Origin of the sequence: Photobacterium sp. GJ3 (genome assembly GCF_018199995.1) — a bacterium.
Classification (GTDB): Bacteria; Pseudomonadota; Gammaproteobacteria; order Enterobacterales; family Vibrionaceae; genus Photobacterium.
In genome coordinates this window covers 441,834-460,463 of the sequence record NZ_CP073579.1, presented here as the reverse complement: position 1 = coordinate 460,463, position 18,630 = coordinate 441,834, and the positions used below count along the sequence as shown (strand labels likewise).

The window sequence follows — 18,630 nt, the reverse complement described above, 5'->3', positions numbered from 1 at the left end:
TTGAATAATACACTTTGCACATATGCGATAAATCTTATACCAAGGTGAATTTTATCGAGTCAATCAATTATTTCAGGGTGTTCATCTTTATTTTGTTATAAAAATAATCAAAGCAACTTTCAAATTGACTTATCTATAGATTTAAATATTACGGAGATACAATTCATCACCAGGTCAGTCGAACATCAAAAACAAATAGTAAAAACATGAAGTTACAGAGCGTTCAGTGAGAAAACTTGTCCTTCAATGTCAGTCACTTAGGACAAACACCCAATTTATAATGTTAAAAATAAATCCGTTTTCAGTTCATCAATCGATGAAATAACATGCTGCTAAAAAATCAGGAAATAAAATTAAAAATGTGATCAAACTAATAGTTCTCTCTTCGAATACTTCCGCATCTGCAGCGATAAATCATTCACTTTAAAACCGAACCATTCAGAAATAATAAATACTGTTTTCCATCAGACTCAATAGTCATTCGACTTACCGTAAGTAAAAAACGATTCAATCAGCCAAAGTTTAAATGGCGCATCAGAAACAATCGGGAATGAATGCACCCGTCTGCTATCTTTGTCTTATACCAATCAAAGTAAGTCAATGATCAGAAATAGCGCAGGAAAAATGTTTGAGAACAAGGCAGGTTTTTAGATAAGTAGTGATTCTACAATCAAAAAATCTAACGCAGTGATCGAACATTTTAACAAGCTAGGATGACCAGTTATTTACTGCGATTGGTATTGTATTTCGGCGCAATGAATGGACAGGGAGATCAGATCATGAACATGAAACAGCCGCGACAACTGGCAAACCACTGTTTGCGTCTTCGTCCGGATGCCCGTATTGAAGAGTTAGCCATTGATGAGACATTCTGGCCTCGCTTGATGGCTGGCCAGCTTGGTGATTTTCACAACGAGTATCTGGTGAGCCTATATGAATTTTCAGAAAACTGGCCTAGCAGTGAAATTCATCCGCAAGGCGATGAAGTCGTCATTTTACTGGAAGGCGCTGCGGTGTTTCAGCTTGAACAGGCTGAAGGCATACACGCTGTGGAATTGTCACAGCCCGGTGCATACGTGTTTGTGCCAAAAGGCACCTGGCATACCGCAAAAATTCAACAGTATGCCAAAATGCTGTTTATTACAGCCGGAGAAGATACACAACACCGACCTCACCGTGATTCGCCATGAAACAACAGGGCACTCGAAATCGAGTGCCCTGTTCCGTGACTACCCGTGCTGAACAACCTTATGGCGTCACGATATTGAACCAGAAATCAAAGTTATCCAGATAGGAGACCAACTCGCCGAGTTTGTCCTGATCGCCGGAAATTTTCACATCACCTTTTTCGATCGCATCTTCGAGCTTCATTTGCTTCAGCATAATCGCATTGAGAGTCGTCCTCGCCAGTGTGACAGACACATCTGCCTCTTTCGATTCAGCCCCCTGAGTATGGTTCAGAACACCATTCTCCATTTCCAGCAAATATTTTTCTTTCACATCGGTGAAATCAAAATTCAGCACAATGGATTTTCCATCAGCCTTTTCGCTGTTCAGCCGCATCGCCAGATAATCAAAGAACAAATCCAGACTCATGGCTTTCACAGTATCCGGGCTCGCCGTATCGGGTACCGGCAATTTATTCACCCCTTCCCGCAGCTCTTTGGCACCCGTCAGATAGAAGTTACGCCAAGGGCCACTTTCTGCCTGATATCCCATTTGCTCCAACGCGTCTGCCTGCAGATTCTTGGCAGCCTGATTGGACGGATCGGCAAACACGGCGTGATTCACCACTTCCGCCACCCAGCGATACTCACCTTTGTCATAGTAAGCCTTCGCTTTTTTCAGTAATTCATCGGTGCCGCCCATCATGTCCACATAACGTTTGGCAGATTCAACAGGGGTTAAAGGATGCAGGGTTGCCGGATTCCCGATAAACCACCCCAGATACAACACATAAGTGGCTTTCACATTGTGATTGATGGAACCGTAATATCCCCGGTTTGAAAAATAAGTGTTCAGCGCATCGGGTAATTTGAAATCTTCCGCAATTTCAACCATGGTTTTCCCCTGGTTCGCCATTCGAAGCGTTTCATCGTTAATAAACCGATACAGGTCACGTTGCGACTTCAGATGCTTGTTAATATTGTCCTTGCCCCAGACAGGCCAGTGGTGCATGGCAAACATGACGTTCGCATCCTTACCCCACATATGAATCGCTTGGTTCAGGTATTTCGACCATGCCAGCGGATCCCGGATTTTCGCACCACGCAGAGAATAGGTGTTGTGCAGGGTATGCGTAGAATCCTCAGCAGCATTGATGGCTTTCTTCTCTTTGATATAAAAGAGCATTTCCGACGGTGCTTCAGAGCCGGGCGCATACAGAAACTCGTAAGTCAGCCCGTCGATTACGCGCGTCTCACCAGTTTTTTCAATGATATCTGTCGGCGGAATTAAAGAGACGGTTCCTGCTGAAGTCGTCGTCCCTAAGCCTGCACCCACTTGTCCCGTCGGACTTGGTGGCAGCAAGTTACCATACATGTAAGCGGCCCGGCGGCTCATCGCCGTCCCTGCCATGACGTTTTCAGCGACTGCAGCTTCCATAAAGCCAACAGGCGCATAAATTTTCACTTTCCCGGATGTCACATCCGCTTCATCCACAACCCCCGCACACCACCGTAGTGATCGACATGGCTGTGGGTATAAACGACAGCAACCACAGGTTTTTTCGGACGATGTTCGAAATACAGATCCAAAGCAACCTTTGCGGTTTCTGTCGAAATCAGCGGGTCAAAAATGGTGAGGCCTTCTTTCCCTTCGACAATCGTCATATTCGACAGATCCTGATTTCGGATCTGATAAATCCCTTCCGTGACTTCAAACAAGCCAGAGATATTGATCAGTTGCGACTGACGCCACAAACTGGGGTTGACTGTATCCGGAGACGCTTTCCCTTCTTCGATAAATGCATACTTCGCCGGATCCCAGACCAGATTTCCCTGCTCACCTTTAATTTGTTCTTGAGGTAAAGCGGCAATAAAACCTTTGTGCGCATTTTCAAAACTGGTTTTATCCTCAAACGGCAGTGCTTCCATCAGTGCCTGATTAGCGGATTTGGTCGCATCTGTCGCGGGCTTTGGTTCTTCCGCCGCAAATGCCACGGGGGCGAGTAATGCGCTCAAAACAAACACAGATGCCAGCCGGACCGTCCGACGCATATCATCCGATCTTGTTGTGATTCGGTGCTTCAATCTGAAATCCGGGGTTGATTCTTGATTCGATGTTGCTTTCATTGCATGACTCCTTCGCGACTCTGATTCACAAATATCCATCATTCACGGCTAAACTGATGTCAGTCTTTAGTCGATAAACTGCATGTTGAATCCTAGAAAAACTTGCCAGTCCGGATACCCCGCGCCATCATCTGCCACAGAAAACTGTGGCTCAACAAACACGTTGTAGACCGTTTTGCCTTTTTTAATCACCTGACCCGCACCAACGCCAAGCGGCACGCTGTAGCTGTCATCTTCAAAGTTATAGACCCAGATTGGTGCAGCCCGCAGATAGGTACCGCCGCCCAGTTGATAGAAGGCAAACGGCTGAAAGGCACCGACATTTACATCCTGTCTGGCATCTTCACCAGCAAAGCTTTCTTGCCAGGTCAGTAAATAACCGTATTGGAAAACAGCAGAACTCGCGTTAAAAAGTACATTCGCGATGCCCGCAGACCATTTTTCGCTGCCAACTTCATCTTTACTGGCAGTGGGCGCTGTTAACTGTGGCCCCACACCGAAGCTCACAGCTGGATTACCAGTATCAATTAAATACGCCGCAAAGATATTGAAATCACCGATACCAGTCGTATGACTGCCATTGGGCGGGATTGGATAGGTATTCACGGGGAGTGAAGCCCGCACAATCCAGTTGGTCTCCGCCACAGAGACGGGCTTGGCATAGCGAATCCAGAACTGATTGGCATCTTCATCGGATTCGGTAACATCACCGATGTAATAATTCTGGAAATTCAGCGCCGTCATATTCGCCAATGGGTTATTTGCCTGCGCCGCAGAGGCCCCCTGCTCCTGAGCCGTCGTGCTGAAACTTAGCAGCACTAAAGCGGATAAGGCCCAATGGAAATTCTGTTGTTGATTCATCCTGACTCCCTGTGTGCCACTGAACTTCAGCGTCCTTATTCGCTTAAAGCATTAAACTGCTGGATTACTTGCCATTTATCTCTTGTACGGATTAAAAGTAGCACAACAAAAAAACTCTGCTTTATCAAAACCATCAAAAAAATCCGACAGTTCTGTTCAATTGAACACGCTTCACCTCTGATATGAGATTGATTGAAAGCAAGCATTCTGCCGGGTTAGAATCGTCCGTGTTGACCTTGAATATGGCAATCCAGCACCAAAGTTCTTGTGAAAAAGTTCTCGTCAAAAAGTTAACCCAACAGAGAAGCATTCAGATGTCCGAATTTCATTTCCTTTGGCCAATTTTGGCCTTACTCACGCTGGGCGCGATGACACCCGGCCCGTCTTTCCTGCTCGTGGCCCAGTGCGCGATGTCACAGTCACGCGTTCATGCGATCGCCGTGGCGCTGGGGATGGGATGTGGTGCACTGGTGTTTGCATTGCTGGCCTCATTCGGACTCGTCACCTTGCTGACGGTTGTGTCTGAACTTTATCTGACATTCAAAATTCTGGGCGGAGCTTACCTCTGCGTTCTGGCTTACCGCATCTGGAAAATCAGTGATCAACCTGCCCCTCAGACTTCACCGAAACATACAGAAAAGCATGCCGGATCATGGTTTGTTTTTGGCCTCACAACCCAGTTGTGCAACCCGAAAACAGCCCTGGTATTCAGCAGCGTATTCGCTGCATTGCTGCCTGCTGATGTGCCATCCGGGACACCTTATGTATTAAGTGCCGGCGTATTTTTATCAAACTTTGGCTGGTACGCCTGTGTGGCGATTCTGCTGTCCACTGAAAAAGCACAATCTGTGTATCTCAGTTTCAAGAAAGCATTTTGCCGGACTGCAGGCGGGTTGCTGGGGATCTTCGGACTCAAAATGATAGCTTCTGCGGCCCAATGACATCAGGCGGCCCCGGAACAGATGCCGCCTGCTCATTCGTCTCTTCCCCTAAGAAACGATCACCGGATTAAGGCTGCGTCAGTGAGAGCTGAAAATCATCCAGATGCACGTCTGCCATACTGCCGGATTTTTTCACCGCCCGCAGCGTCAGTTTCACCGATCGCGCATTGGCCGGTATCCGCATTGAGGATGTCTGAGTAAGCCAGGTTTGCTTCTGACTTTCAGTCTGAATCACGCTGGGTTCACCCAGGTTATTTCCGCTCGCGTCCTGAGCTTGTAAGGTAACGACAGCATGATCACCATCTCCCCAGCCGTTGCTGCTGAAACTCAGGCGCAGAAAAGCAGAGGATTGGTCGATAGCCTCTTGGTACGGATGGAGATCAACAACCTGACTCAAATCATCATACGCCGCACCACCCGCAGTTGAATCGTTCGGACGGGCGCTGAAATAGGACTGGCCTTCAGATGCGGTGATATTGTCGATTTGCTCCAGAACGCGCCAGTAGCCTTGCTCAAGAGTCCAGCCCGTCAGATCCTGATTTTCTGCGCCACCATTGACTAAAGGCAGTGCGGTTGTGACGCCCTCATTGATGGACAAGGTTGCGGTATCACTCCAGTCAGACCATCCCAGGTTTTCATTGCGAACCCGGGCACGCCAGTACCATGTGTCCCCGGGAAGAGTGTCAGCACAGGCGCTGAACTGCCCTGAAACGGATCACGATATGAGTCATGGGAATGTTCAGACGATCGTTTCTGCCATTTATAGGTTTCATCAACTCCCATTTTCAGCTTGCCCGAATAATCCGACAGATTAACTTTCGTTAAATCAGCGCCAGCCTGCGTATCCACCGGCTTGCCTTGCGTGGTGCCGTCCTGCATCGGCCAGATGTTATGGCTCCGGGTCTGGTTCCCCCAGAGATCAAAAACGCCCTCACTGAACTGGCTGTTTTTGCTCAGTTGCCATTGCACTTCATAGATTGTATCCGGATCCGAGTGGCTGATTGCCAGCTTCAACTGGTTCAACCCCAGATTCCCATGACCTTCGGACACTTGGGGCGCATCCGGTGCCTGCACGGAAGTCTGCATTGTCAGCGTATCCGACACCGTAAAAGTATCTTCCAGGCTGGCAAAACCGCCCCCTTTCGATGCAACGGTGGCGCTGTAGCGGGTCAGTTTCATGGATGGCGACGCGTCCTGATTGAACGTCAGCAGGTTAAAACCAAACTCACTCTGGCTGATGGCAAACGTATCGTAGTCGCGTGTGTCGTTGTGATAGTAGTTGTCATCGTTGATCTTCTCACGATACCCCGCGGCTGTCGCAGCATTCAGCCAGAGATGAGATGTGTCCATCGACTGCCCACGCGAATAAGCATGCGTGTGGCCAAATAAATGCCCCGTCAGCTTACCCGTTTTCCGGCTGAAATCTTCCATTTCGGCAACCATCTCGCAACTGCCGATACTTTCACCTGACAACCACATTTCAGACAAACACGGATGGTGGAACATACTCAGCACATAATCGACATCCTGATTACTTTCTGTATCGACCAGTAACTCTCTGAGCCATTGCCGCTGAATTCCGAGAATTTCAGCCTGAAACTGACCGTGATTTTTGGAGATGGGATAACTGTCCAGACCCACCAGCCTCAGGTTGCCATAATCCAGCCAGTACCAACGTTCTTCATAGCCTACAGAACCATTCTCAGGTTGCTGGAAGAAATGGCGGTAGTTCGTCAGCTCTGTATTACCGTAATAATCATGGTTTCCCGGTACAGCGACCAGCGGCACATAAGGTGTGATCGCTTTCAACTGATCAAAGAAGTCGCGACGCCACTGAAGCAGATCGTAGCCATTGTTCACGATATCACCGGAAATGGTGATCGCCGCAATTTCAGAGGCGCATTGCTCTGCCTGATTCTGACAGACCGTGGGAATGACGCCTTTGGTGATGATATCGTTCAGCGCACCAAGGGTACTGTTATTTTGTGTATCACTGATCGCAATGACATTGAATGGTAAAGGACTTTCACCTGCTGAAGGATAAGTATTGAAGATATAGCGGTTTGAAACAGCCGATAGTTTTTTCCCTTTCCCACCACTGACAATAAAGTATTCATAAGCCGTGCTGGCAACCAGCCCTTGAATGCTTGCACTGTAGAGGTTTGTTTGGTCAACCTGCACAGGTTTTACCACCAGAAATTCACCCTCACTGTCGGTTGCTCTGACCCAGACTTCCGGCGAGTCATCCCCGGTTTCAAACAAAACAGCCATGCTGTGTGCAGTGGGCTGCTGCAAATAGGGATAAATCGTAAACACGACAGGCTGCTCAGAGACCGGGGCTGGCACAATGTGGCCTACACCAACTTGCCCTTTTTTATCTTCCGGTGTCGGATCATCCTGAGTGTTACATCCTGAGATGGCCATTACGGCCAGAAACGCTGCGGTTCTGACGCCAATCTGCTGCTTGATTATCGACATGTTTTTTCCTTTTGTGTCATATGAGCCCAGATAATCTGGACTAGTCCAGTTAGTCGTCAGCTATGCTAAAACGCGTATATGACACGCGGTCTAAAACGGGATGACAGTTATTTATCATTTTATTGACACTAGAAAGCAGGGGGCGATCCGGCAAATCCGAATTACATCACCTTCCCATCACCTCAAACCCAATTCACGCATCAGTTTCCGTTGTTCAGGCTTGTGTTCGCGCAGCCACATGCTATGTTCACTCAAACACTGAAACACCCTCAGAGAAATGAATAAATATCAGTCACTTGCTTTACAACTGAAACAACAAATCCGTGAACAGATCTGGCGATCCGGCGAGAAGATACCATCGGTCCGGGCCTGTAGTCGTCAGGCTCAGGTCAGCACTGCGACCGTTCTTCAGGCCTATCAATTACTTGAAACCGAAGGTTGGCTGGTTGCGAAGCCTCAATCGGGGTATCTGGTCGCAACGAATATCAGGCAAGTGATCCGGGCAGAAGGTGAAACGCCTCCACCGGACACCCCCCGATGCGAATTAACGACCTGCTTTATGATGTGTTTCAACGCACCAAAAGCAGCGATTTCATGCCTTTCAGTTCAGCCTTTCCGGAAGCCAACCTGTTTCCGCAGCAGGAACTGGTCCGCAGCCTGGCCAGCGCCTCCCGAAAGATGAAAGAGAACAGTGCGCTCACCAATCTGCCCCCAGGCAGCTACGAATTACGCCGCCTGATCGCCCAGCGGTATGTCCAGCAAGGGCTCTCGGTGAAACCAGATGACATTGTAATTACAACCGGTGGGCTGGAAGCCTTGAATCTGAGTTTGCAGGTGGTTACCCAGCCCGGCGATTACGTCGCGATTGAATCGCCCACTTTTTACGGTGCATTGCAGGCCATCGAACGGTTGAAACTGATCCCGGTTGAAATCCCGGCTTCCGTGACCTCCGGGCTCGATTTGGATGTGCTGGAAGAAAAGCTGGCGGCCTATCCGGTCAAAGCCTGCTGGCTGATGACCAATTTTCAGAACCCACTCGGTTACAGCCTCAGCAATGCACAAAAACAACGTCTGGTATCACTGCTGAATCGCCACGAGGCGTATCTGATTGAAGATGATGTGTATTCGGAGCTGTACTTCAGTGAACAAAAGCCCTTACCGGCAAAAGCGTTTGACCCGCAGAATCGGGTCCTGCTGTGCAGTTCCTTTTCGAAATGCCTGTCTCCGGGATTCCGGATTGGCTGGGTTGTGGCCGGCAAGCTGAGTGATCAGATTCAGCGTCAGCAGTTTCTGTCGACCATTTCCAGCAGCGTGCCCGCGCAGCTCGGGATCAGCCATTATTTACTGCATGGTGGCTACGACAACCACTTGAGAAAACTGCGGACCACATTGCAAAGCCGAAAAACAGCGATGATCGCGGCGATCAAACAGGCCTTTCCAAAGCAGACACAAGTGTCCGACCCGGATGGTGGGTATGTGGTCTGGCTGAGTTTCCCGCCTCCGTTTGACTGCCAGAAATTCTACGAACTGGCCTCACAGGCAAACATTGCGATCGCACCGGGAACCATTTTCAGCCTTCAGCAAGATGCCCGGCAGCACATCCGTTTAAATTACTCTTATCCGCTCAATCCGAAAACATTGACGGCCATCAATACATTGGGCGATCTCGCGGCACGATGCCTGCGATCTGAGAGCGAGCCCTCAAGCTAAACTGTTTGGTCATTTAACCCCTGAACTGTATCGGTCTGTCTTGCACGTGCTGTGATGAAATACAGACTCACATCAGTACTAAGGGTCTTCTCATGAAAAAAACCACCAAGCCAATTGACGAAGTCAGAATGATTCCAACCGCCATCATGTGTCTGCTGCTGGTGGTGATTGGGCACTTTGTGCTTGTGAAAGATTTGGCCTATTTCGCTTGGGCAGAAGTGACTGCCGCCGCCATTCCATTCCTGCTGGTCGGCTTAGGTTTCTTTTCCGTTCGCCGCGCCGCGGTCATTGATCAAAAAAATCAAACGTCAGATTAATTGGCTCTGCCCCTTTGGCTTACCAAAGGGGCAATTTTCACCATCAGCCTCAGCGTTTGCCCGACTCTATTTCATTGGATCTGACATAGCTTTCATGGCTCAGCAGTTGCTTCTCATAACGTGCAAGATTCGGAAAAGACGGTAATACTCCCTTCTGATACAGAATTTCAATCATGAAAGACATCATGATATCCGCACCAGACAATTGCTCTGCGACCAGATATTTTTTTCCTGCCAGCGATTGCTCCAGATACGAAAGAATGCTCATCATTTCTTTATCGGCATACCCTGCCAGGAAATTGGTCTCGCATCCGTCCTTCTCAAGAAACATCTTCAGCAGCATTGGCAGCATCGCTGAACTCTCTGCAAAGTGAATCCACTGCACATAAGCCGCATATTCTGGTGTTCCGCGTTGCGGTGCCAACCGGCCTTCACCATAAGTTTCAATCAGATACTCCGTGATCGCGCCGGACTCCGTCAGCACCAGATCGCCATCTTCAAGCACTGGCGATTTTCCTAAAGGATGCACTGATTTCAGTTCAGGTGGGGCCAGAAAAGTCACGGCATCGCGTTGATACGGCACCATCTCATAGCTCAGTCCCAGTTCTTCCAGCAACCAGATGATTCGTTTCGAACGTGATTGATTCAGGTGGTGTAGCTTAATCATGTTGAATCTGCCTTTATCTTGAATACTTCAGCCCACCAGCCTAAAGCATTTGATTTCTAAGGGCGATGAAAATCAGTTTTCCCGTTCCGGATAGGAAACGTTACGCGCAGCCGATCGCATAAAATTCTCCTTTTCCGCCAGGAAAATGCAGAGAACGTGATTCGATTGATCTGAATCAAGCCATCTTTTCCCCGGAAAGTTACATTGAAGACCTCCATGTTTTTTGGGAAATGCATGTGTACGTTTGCCCCTGACTTGCAGGGGCTTTTTTTCATGCTGACCCACGATCAAACAATCAGCATTCAACTGCCATTCAGTTTTTCCTGAACCTGAGTCTGCTAGGATCCTATCAGGCTTCATATCAAGGGAAGAACACAGCATGCAGACTTTTCCTGCTCACTTTCTGTGGGGCGGTGCGATCGCAGCCAATCAGGTCGAAGGGGCCTTCAATGAAGGCGGTAAAGGATTGTCGACAGCCGACCTTTTGCCCAAGGGCATTTTGAGCCCGCATCAGCCTGAAGCGGAACGAACGCCCGGTATTAAAGACGTCGCAATTGATTTCTATCACCGCTATCCGGAAGACATCGCACTATTCAAAGAAATGGGATTCACCTGCCTGCGCTTGTCGATTGCCTGGACACGTATTTTTCCGAACGGTGATGAGGAAACCCCCAACGAAGCCGGACTGGCTTTTTATGACCAGATTTTTGATGAACTCGCAACGCATCACATCACACCATTTGTGACATTGTCACACTATGAGATGCCTTTCGGCCTGGTCAAAGCTCAGGGCGGCTGGGCGAGCCGTAAAACCATCGCTTGTTTTGAACGTTATGCGCGAACCGTATTCGAACGCTATCAGCACAAGGTGAAGCTCTGGCTGACGTTCAACGAAATCAATATGTCGCTCCATGCGCCTTTCACAGGCGTGGGTTTACCTGAAGATGCCGATGAACAATCCATCTATCAGGCGATTCATCACCAGCTCGTAGCCAGCGCAATCGCCGTCAACTTATGTCACGAGATCATCCCCGACGCCAAGATTGGCAATATGCTGCTGGGCGCGGTGAACTATCCTTACACCTGCAACCCGGATGATGTTTTGGCAGCGATGCATGAAAACAACAAGTGGCTGTTTTTCGGTGATGTGCAAACCCGGGGCAAATATCCAGGCTATATGCTCCGCTATTTCCGGGATCAGGGCATCGAACTGAAAATCATGCCGGGTGATCTGGAAACACTGGCCAGCGCCAGTGTTGATTTCATCTCGTTCAGTTACTACGCCAGTGGCTGTGCAAGCGCGGATCCAAAACAAAAAGAGGTCGGCAATATTGTCGACAGTGTGCCAAACCCATATCTGAAAAAGAGTGAATGGGGCTGGCTGATCGATCCAAAGGGGCTGCGTTATTTACTGAACCTGCTCCACGACAGATATCAAAAGCCGTTGTTCATTGTCGAAAATGGTCTCGGCGCGAAGGATAGTGTGGCAGAGAATGGCGACATCAACGACGATTACCGCATCGCTTATCTCAATGATCACCTGGTACAGACACGGGAAGCCATTGCGGATGGTGTCGAGGTGATGGGATTCACCAGTTGGGGACCGATTGATCTGGTCGCGAACTCTACGGCAGAAATGAGCAAGCGTTACGGCTATATTTATGTCGATCGGCATGATGATGGCAGCGGCACGCTGGCACGTTACCGAAAGAAAAGTTTCTACTGGTATCAGGATGTTATCCGGACCAACGGCGCCGTATTAAAACCCTGAACAATTGAACAATAAGGCTGGTAAGCGTATGCTTCCGGCGCTTCAACACAATCAATAAGGACAGCTATGAGCAGTAAGCGTACCTACCCTATCGGCACGCCAGGCCAGAAGTGGACCATGAAAGAAAAAGCGGAATGGCTGGCGCAGCTCACCATTCAGCGATCTTATCAGGATGAAGTGGTGACCCGGATCGAAGCCCTGAAAAACCGCTTCGATGTACTTCAATATGGTGCACTCTCTTACGACACCGAGAAGTATCCTCTGTTGGCCATCAAATCCAAGCAATGGCAGGACCATAAACCGACGATTCTGGTCACAGGTGGCGTGCATGGTTACGAAACCAGCGGCGTTCACGGTGCCATCCAGTTTGTCGATCAGAAAGCCGAGCATTACAGCCAGTTCTTCAACATTCTGGTTGCACCCTGCGTGAGTCCCTGGGGCTACGAAACCATCAACCGATGGAACCCGAATGCCGTTGATCCGAACCGCTCGTTTTACGATAACAGCCCTGCTGAAGAATCAGCCGCACTGATGAAGCTGGTTAAAGATCAGGGTGTTGAGATTCGGGCGCACATTGATCTGCACGAAACTACGGATACCGATGAAACCGAATTCCGCCCCGCACTCGCTGCCCGTGACGGGGTTGAATATATTCCGGGCACTATTCCGGACGGTTTCTATGTGGTTGGCGATACCGACAACCCACACGACGCTTTCCAGAAAGCCATCATTGATGAAGTCCGCAAAGTGACCCACATTGCGCCACCGGACGATGAAGGCAACATCATTGGATCACCGGTGTCGCAGGAAGGTGTCATTGATTATCCGCTGAAAAAACTGGGTCTGTGTGCAGGCTTGTCAGACTGCCAGTACACCTCCACAACAGAAGTCTATCCGGACAGTCCGCTGGTGACGCCATCAGCGTGTAATGATGCTCAGGTGGCCGCCATTGTCGGCGCACTGGAATATATTATCCGCCAGCAATAACGGATGCATGAAAACCCCGTGGCCCGGCAGGTGCCACGGGGTCGCATTGCTCCAGAGATGAATCGGGATCGATTGTTTGGATCAACGCGATTGCGCCTGCCAGACAATCACTTCAGCCTTGTGACCCGCATTTTCCGCCAGTTCAGCCCGGAGACTCATCGCTGGGATCATCACGCGCGTCTTCCCAATGTCAACGGGCTGCGCCTGCCGGGTAAAGTTCGCCACAAGCACACTGCCATCGCTGAAACGAGTTTGCTGCACATTCCCCGACGCATCCAGCCACTCAAATCCGATTAAAGCTTTATCCCACAGCGCCTGATGAATCGGCGCAAACCCCTGCTGATAATGTTGCAGAGCCCTGATTCTTGGTTGCTCAGCTGACTGCGCTTCATCCCGGTTCAAATGTACCATTGGCGGCGTGTTATAGAGCATGCCAGCCAGATCCCGGATCCCCTGAACATCTGAAAACTTCAGGCTGTCGGTATGCCAGTGATGACTGTTGATCAGTTCATCATGAAAGACCGCCTGATACAAAGGTACTTTAAACGCTGGCGAGAAAAATAAAGTCCGGTACGGCTCTTTCACTTGCGCCTGCCGGAAAAAGAAAGCCGGTTTGTGATCGGGATACCACGCCCCAGATAATACGGTGATTGCCGATTAGTCTTCATGTCCGGATCGGTCCAGCCAAACCCTGTGGTTTCCATGCCATGCGCAAAAACCACACCCCGGGTTGTGATCCCATTGCCGTCTTCCGAGCCCAGCACCAGATTCTGCTGGCTGAACCAGGATAAACGCTGATTAAAGGCCACTGCCATCGCCTGTTGTGACTTGGGACGAGACGATGCACCGGCGTCATCACGATAAACGCGCGCTGAATAGTCCTCCCGTACCATCCCGGTTGCGTCAACATCTAAAAACAGACTGTTAAACCCGCCCAGTGCCACAATCTGTTTCGCCCGCCGTTTCACCGCATCCAGCCCGCACCCGGGATTGAGATAGTTGCCCTGCCCGCGAAACCCGCGTTGCAGACGACCATCTGCATTTTCAATCGCACAGGCGGTGCGCATCGCTTTGGGCAGATGTGCCGTCAGCCAGCTTGGGTTGTCCGCCACATCAATCGCAGTGTTATACGAGTCATAAGTCGCGACCAGATAACCCGCCTGTTTCGCCTCAGCCACTACATCCGGCTGGAAGAACGCAGGCAGCCAGTTATCCAGTCCGATCCAGAGCCGGGACAATCCGGCAGTTTTCAGGGTTGCTAAAACTGGCGCAGATAAACTTTGGCCCCACTGTGAAGGCGGTATTAAAAAGCGCGACGCGTGTTGTTCTAAATACGCTTTACGGTATTGAATCGCATCAAACTGGGTCGCAATCTCGTCTGCATCCGTCTGTCCTTTGGCAAAAGGATAAAGCGCGACCAAAGACTGGTTGATCGCAGCCACAAGGATCTGCTTCTGATAGGCGTTCAAGCGGATAGGGGTTCCCGTTCGCCCCAGGTGTTTCAATTCACGGATCACTTCCTCTGAAGCTGATTCACTCAGCCGGGTGTCGCTGAAATACCAGTGCGTCAGTCCCGGCCAGTCTTTGACATCGGCTTCGGCAATCCCGTCTGAACCAAAGAGATACACATGGCTGGCACCAATCAGTTTTCGGACATCCGGGTTGCGTGCTGCTTTGTCGTGCAGGCTTTCCCGCTCACCCTTCGATGCCCGCCACGCACGATATCGCAACGCACCAGAGAGATTTTCTTCCCCCAGATGAATCAGCACCTGAAACGGATTTTCCCGGTTAAGCGGCGTGAAGTCATGGCTGGCCGACAGATTCATCTTCGCTGGATGCGAACTTGCTGTGCGGTTTGTCAGATCCTGAAAATCCAAACGGTTTTGATACGGATTCACCAGCAAAAATGACAAAAAACGTGTCTTCTTCGCGTTCACACCCGTGTTTCCGGATAGCGCTTCAGGTCGCACCGCCTGCGTCCAGAACGGCATTTTCAAATCTTGAGTGGTGTTACTGCCTGAATATTCCTGCGCAAGATAAGCGGCCCATTGCGGATGATCCACAGGCACCCGCATCCCCTCGTTGAAGGGCAACAATAACTCGGAAACAGTGTCCTGCGGTAAATCAAACCAGTTCAGCCGAACAGGATGATGACGCTCAACAGGGCGATGGGAGCGCCGTTGAAAATCCAGAGACAGATCCCGGCCTTCAAGGCGGGCTGTCACCTGAATCGCGCTGGGCTGCCACTGCCAGCTCACTTGATTGGGCTGAACTTGTGGCTGTAACAGCACCGATTGCATCTTGCCCTCGACGCTGGCATTGGCCTGATTCACCGCATAAGTCTGTCCACCCACAGTCCAGTGCATCGCCAGAGTTTCAGGATCCAGCTGAACCTGATGTTCGCCTTGAGTCAATTTGATGACGCTCGCACCTGTGACGGAGGAAAAACAGAGCAAGCCCGTCGTGAACAGTCCGAAAACCGCAGTTTGTCTGGCGGATTGCATCTTGAATACAGTCAACATTTTCATAAACATACCTGTGTGAAATCAACACAGGTATTCAACCGCATCAGCGCCCATGAAATGTCACCCCATTGTCTTCATTCCACAATCAATGGCCCCGATGTGGCAGATAACGGACAGGTAACGTCGCGCGACTGATCGTTTCAACTTCGATCTCACCCTGAAAATAACGTTCAGAAACGACCGCACTCAACCAGTTTGCCGACTCAGGAAAACTTTCTGGCAGAATTGCTCGATTCTGACGATCCATGCGCACTGCTTCCATCGGTGCAATCAACCTATATTCTGCATCCAGCCATTGCCATAATCGGCGCGAGCGCTGACAACGCTCATCCTGCATCGCTGGTGATGCCGAAAATTGAAACGGGCTCGCAGATGAATCATCAGGGTCTATCATGACCGGAGACGCTGGCGTTCCGGACCATTGGGTTGCCAGAATCAAGACATGACGCTGACTGCCCACGCTGAGCAGATACTCCCCCTCAGGAATGGGCTGAACCCCGTCCTGACTCTCGAGTTCGGCATAGCCCGATTCTGCAGGAGACAGATTGCCATTCAGCCAGTGTTTTCCGTCACGATCAGACAACGACACCTGAGTGGGCTGGCTGAGCCCCTCCATCGCAATCTTGAGCTGATAAACGTCCTGATTCAGATTCATTTTGTGCTGAATCACCAGCGTGACCTGTGGCTGGCCGGATGCCGGGCGGATCTTCTGAGTACCGGTCAAACGGCGGCCGCACTCACTCTGGTTCAGGATCTGTTGAAACAGGGGCCGCCATCGTTCAGCGGGCACATCGACGGATTCAGATTGCCGCAAAACCAGCTGCAATTCCTGCCAGGCCAGTGTCGTCTCTTCATTCATCAGCGCCTGATACACCGGTTGCAACGGTGTTGCTCTGAACCACCCTGCCTGAAGGGTGAGCGGTGCGAAGAGCGTGGCGAGTAACGCCAGCCAACGGACGCCGAAACAAGCCATACTGCCGCTCATGAGTCTGTTCCTTTCAGGCGGTAGCCGACACTGCGGACCGTTTCAATGTCCAGCGAAGGCAGTTTCTGACGCAGGTGCAGAATGTGATTATCGACAGTCCGGGTGGACGGAAAGGCCTGAAAACCCCAAACTCGATTGAGCAGCTCGTCCCGGTGATACACCCGGTTCTGATTTTGTATCAGCAAGGCCAGCAACTGGAACTCTTTGGGTTTCAGCGACACGGTGACTTCCCCATGTTTGACCCGCTGACCAGACAGGCTCACAACCAAATCTTTATATCGGATTTCCACTTCCCCCAAAGGCCGAAGTTGCGCCTGTATCCGGGCCAGAAGTTCCTGGTGAGCAAACGGTTTGATGACATAATCTTTCGCACCTGCGCCCAAGCCTTCCACTCTTTGCTCAATCTCTGTTTTTGCGGTCAGCAGAATCACCGGTAACGCTTTTTTCGTCAGCCAACCCGGCAACCAGCTGACACTGTCACCTTCCGGCATCTGACGGTCAAGAACGACCAGATCAGCCTGATACCAGCATGGTTCAACCTCAGTCAGACGCCGGACCCAGCGACAGGTGAATCCCTGCTCACGCAAAAAATCCGACAGACCCTCGCCTAGCAGGGCATCATCTTCCACCAGCAAAATGTGGCTCATAACGGTAACTCCAGACGATAACGTGTCGGATGGCGGCGATGGATCAGCCGTCCGCCGAACCGGCGCATCAAACGCCGGACAATCATCAGTCCGACGCCCATCCCCGCGACAGAAGGTGAGCGAGCGAACGACCACCGGAAAGGTGACTGTCCCTGATCACAGACTTCAATCCACACACGATTTGATTCAATGCTTGCCCGCAACGTCACGGGCGGCTGACCATGAATGAACGCATTGCGAAGCAGATTATCCAGACAGACGCCCAGCCAGTAATAGGGCAACGCGAGTTCCCGGTCCCCTTCCAGTTCATAATCGAGAGAATAAGATTCAGTGACCGCGGTCAGCCAGTCTGAAAACAGCACCGCATCGGTCTCTTTCATGGCTTGCCGCTGATCACTCAGAAATCCCTGACTCGTTTCAGTCAATCGGGACAGACGCTGAAAATCAGCCGACAGCCGGTAAAAGGCATCCTGCGCGGCTGTGCTCAGATCATCAAACTGATCACGAAACTGCTCCACGGTAAAGCCGAGACTGGCCACTGGCGTTCTCAGTTCATGCGTCAGCAACTGCAAAATAAACTGACGTTCTTTCATCGTACGGCGTCGCTCGAGCAACAAATGCACCGCCATCCCAGATGCCAGTACAAGTAACACCATCAACACAACCTGCCACCAGATGCGCTGCTGAGTCACAGGGGACAGGCACAAATTGCTGTATTGCATGGCACAGGATTGCCCCGCAGTTTGACGGGTTGACGCGACAGAAAGACCGACCCTCGCAGCAATGGGCTGCCACTGCTCGGCTTCCAGTACATCAATCCCCTGCGGATGACTGCGCCACAAGCGGCCGTCTTTCGCCAGATAATACCGATAGCCGCCCAAGATGGCAGTTTGTCCTGCTGCTGATAAACCTGAAAACGTCTGATGCAACGGATGTTCAGGGTTTGCGAGTGTCAGACTGCCAGTGTGCTGACGATAAAAAATATGGGATTGGCTGAGATCGGGCTGCTGTTGAAGGTAGGCCAGATAGCGATCGGCATAACTGCCACCAGCCGGATGCAGTGCAGACCACTGTTCGTCCCAATCGCCGCCGAAGTCTTCTCCCCGGCACAGCCGACGCTCAAAGGCCACAGCTTGCAACCAGGACGCACTGTGCAGATCTCGCGGTATGGCGGTTTCAACATCGCAATGCCGCTGTATCTGATAAAGTAACTTCAGTTCAGACCAGTCGTATCGCGTCAGATCCGGATACTGACTCTCCGGCAATAACAAATGCTGGGGATAGCAGTTCAATTGTTGCTGCGCAATCAAGCGGTCACTTCGCACTGCAGATAATTGTGTGGTCCATTGCTGCCACAACGCCTGAATCTCCGGCATATTCACCGGACTGCCCGGCTGCGCAAATACGGGCATCGCCAGAAAAAAACACAAGCGTCCGATGCCTTTCAC

Annotated in this window: 12 protein-coding genes and 3 pseudogenes; 6 read left to right on the top strand and 9 right to left on the bottom strand. The window is 50.6% G+C overall.

Features of this window, described 5'->3' with window-relative positions:
• Positions 1-779: 779 nt before the first annotated feature.
• A complete protein-coding gene (locus KDD30_RS18900) occupies positions 780-1,190 on the top strand; it encodes a cupin domain-containing protein (protein ID WP_211651531.1) in 411 nt (136 codons plus the stop codon).
• 58 nt (positions 1,191-1,248) lie between these two features.
• On the opposite strand, the pseudogene KDD30_RS18895 reads toward KDD30_RS18900, so the two are convergent.
• A pseudogene (locus KDD30_RS18895) lies at positions 1,249-3,218 on the bottom strand (alkyl/aryl-sulfatase).
• Between the two features lie 141 nt (positions 3,219-3,359).
• A complete protein-coding gene (locus KDD30_RS18890; RefSeq protein ID WP_211651530.1) occupies positions 3,360-4,154 on the bottom strand; it encodes a hypothetical protein in 795 nt (264 codons plus the stop codon).
• A 314-nt stretch (positions 4,155-4,468) separates the two neighbouring features.
• Between KDD30_RS18890 and KDD30_RS18885 the strand changes: the two genes are divergently transcribed.
• Complete coding sequence (locus KDD30_RS18885; RefSeq protein WP_211651529.1) at positions 4,469-5,095, top strand: LysE family translocator; 627 nt, start codon at positions 4,469-4,471, stop codon at positions 5,093-5,095.
• Between the two features lie 67 nt (positions 5,096-5,162).
• Here KDD30_RS18885 and KDD30_RS18880 read toward each other — a convergent pair whose 3' ends face one another.
• Complete coding sequence (locus KDD30_RS18880; RefSeq protein WP_211651528.1) at positions 5,163-5,693, bottom strand: hypothetical protein; 531 nt, start codon at positions 5,691-5,693, stop codon at positions 5,163-5,165.
• Entirely contained in the window at positions 5,654-7,573 is a 1,920-nt protein-coding gene (locus KDD30_RS18875) for a metallophosphoesterase (RefSeq protein WP_211651527.1), read from the bottom strand. Before KDD30_RS18875 ends, KDD30_RS18880 begins: the two co-directional genes overlap by 40 nt.
• 277 nt (positions 7,574-7,850) lie before the next feature.
• Here KDD30_RS18875 and KDD30_RS18870 point away from each other — a divergent pair.
• Together KDD30_RS18870 and KDD30_RS18865 are read left to right on the top strand one after the other, a co-directional pair.
• Positions 7,851-9,283 (top strand): annotated as a pseudogene (locus KDD30_RS18870) (PLP-dependent aminotransferase family protein).
• A 92-nt stretch (positions 9,284-9,375) separates the two neighbouring features.
• The gene (locus KDD30_RS18865) at positions 9,376-9,600 is read left to right on the top strand and encodes a hypothetical protein (protein WP_211651526.1); all 225 of its coding nucleotides are present in this window, start codon (positions 9,376-9,378) and stop codon (positions 9,598-9,600) included.
• A gap of 49 nt (positions 9,601-9,649) precedes the next feature.
• Here KDD30_RS18865 and KDD30_RS18860 read toward each other — a convergent pair whose 3' ends face one another.
• Positions 9,650-10,267: a glutathione S-transferase family protein gene (locus tag KDD30_RS18860; RefSeq protein ID WP_211651525.1), complete on the bottom strand. Its 618-nt coding sequence runs from the start codon at positions 10,265-10,267 to the stop codon at positions 9,650-9,652.
• Between the two features lie 379 nt (positions 10,268-10,646).
• Between KDD30_RS18860 and KDD30_RS18855 the strand changes: the two genes are divergently transcribed.
• Both KDD30_RS18855 and KDD30_RS18850 read left to right on the top strand, forming a co-directional pair.
• Positions 10,647-12,038, top strand: a complete 1,392-nt coding sequence (locus KDD30_RS18855; protein ID WP_211651524.1) for a glycoside hydrolase family 1 protein — start codon at positions 10,647-10,649, stop codon at positions 12,036-12,038.
• 66 nt (positions 12,039-12,104) lie between these two features.
• Positions 12,105-13,025, top strand: coding sequence for a M14 family metallocarboxypeptidase (locus KDD30_RS18850; RefSeq protein WP_211651523.1), 921 nt, complete (start codon positions 12,105-12,107; stop codon positions 13,023-13,025).
• Positions 13,026-13,106: 81 nt separating this feature from the next.
• On the opposite strand, the pseudogene KDD30_RS18845 reads toward KDD30_RS18850, so the two are convergent.
• The 4 genes and pseudogenes from KDD30_RS18845 to KDD30_RS18830 all read right to left on the bottom strand — a co-directional run bounded on the left by KDD30_RS18845 (position 13,107) and on the right by KDD30_RS18830 (position 18,630).
• Positions 13,107-15,529: pseudogene (locus KDD30_RS18845) on the bottom strand (glycoside hydrolase).
• A gap of 106 nt (positions 15,530-15,635) precedes the next feature.
• Positions 15,636-16,535, bottom strand: coding sequence for a DUF2861 family protein (locus KDD30_RS18840; RefSeq protein ID WP_211651522.1), 900 nt, complete (start codon positions 16,533-16,535; stop codon positions 15,636-15,638).
• Complete coding sequence (locus KDD30_RS18835) at positions 16,532-17,182, bottom strand: response regulator transcription factor (RefSeq protein ID WP_211651521.1); 651 nt, start codon at positions 17,180-17,182, stop codon at positions 16,532-16,534. Before KDD30_RS18835 ends, KDD30_RS18840 begins: the two co-directional genes overlap by 4 nt.
• Complete coding sequence (locus tag KDD30_RS18830; protein ID WP_211651520.1) at positions 17,179-18,630, bottom strand: DUF3404 domain-containing protein; 1,452 nt, start codon at positions 18,628-18,630, stop codon at positions 17,179-17,181. The genes KDD30_RS18835 and KDD30_RS18830 overlap by 4 nt, the downstream gene beginning before the upstream one ends.

What these genes read in the sequence shown, in the direction of transcription:
- KDD30_RS18900 (WP_211651531.1), top strand. Translation starts at nt 780, where the DNA reads ATGAACATGAAACAGCCGCGACAACTGGCAAACCACTGTTTGCGTCTT.
- KDD30_RS18890 (WP_211651530.1), bottom strand. Translation starts at nt 4,154, where the DNA reads ATGAATCAACAACAGAATTTCCATTGGGCCTTATCCGCTTTAGTGCTG.
- KDD30_RS18885 (WP_211651529.1), top strand. Translation starts at nt 4,469, where the DNA reads ATGTCCGAATTTCATTTCCTTTGGCCAATTTTGGCCTTACTCACGCTG.
- KDD30_RS18875 (WP_211651527.1), bottom strand. Translation starts at nt 7,573, where the DNA reads ATGTCGATAATCAAGCAGCAGATTGGCGTCAGAACCGCAGCGTTTCTG.
- KDD30_RS18865 (WP_211651526.1), top strand. Translation starts at nt 9,376, where the DNA reads ATGAAAAAAACCACCAAGCCAATTGACGAAGTCAGAATGATTCCAACC.
- KDD30_RS18860 (WP_211651525.1), bottom strand. Translation starts at nt 10,267, where the DNA reads ATGATTAAGCTACACCACCTGAATCAATCACGTTCGAAACGAATCATC.
- KDD30_RS18855 (WP_211651524.1), top strand. Translation starts at nt 10,647, where the DNA reads ATGCAGACTTTTCCTGCTCACTTTCTGTGGGGCGGTGCGATCGCAGCC.
- KDD30_RS18850 (WP_211651523.1), top strand. Translation starts at nt 12,105, where the DNA reads ATGAGCAGTAAGCGTACCTACCCTATCGGCACGCCAGGCCAGAAGTGG.
- KDD30_RS18840 (WP_211651522.1), bottom strand. Translation starts at nt 16,535, where the DNA reads ATGAGCGGCAGTATGGCTTGTTTCGGCGTCCGTTGGCTGGCGTTACTC.
- KDD30_RS18835 (WP_211651521.1), bottom strand. Translation starts at nt 17,182, where the DNA reads ATGAGCCACATTTTGCTGGTGGAAGATGATGCCCTGCTAGGCGAGGGT.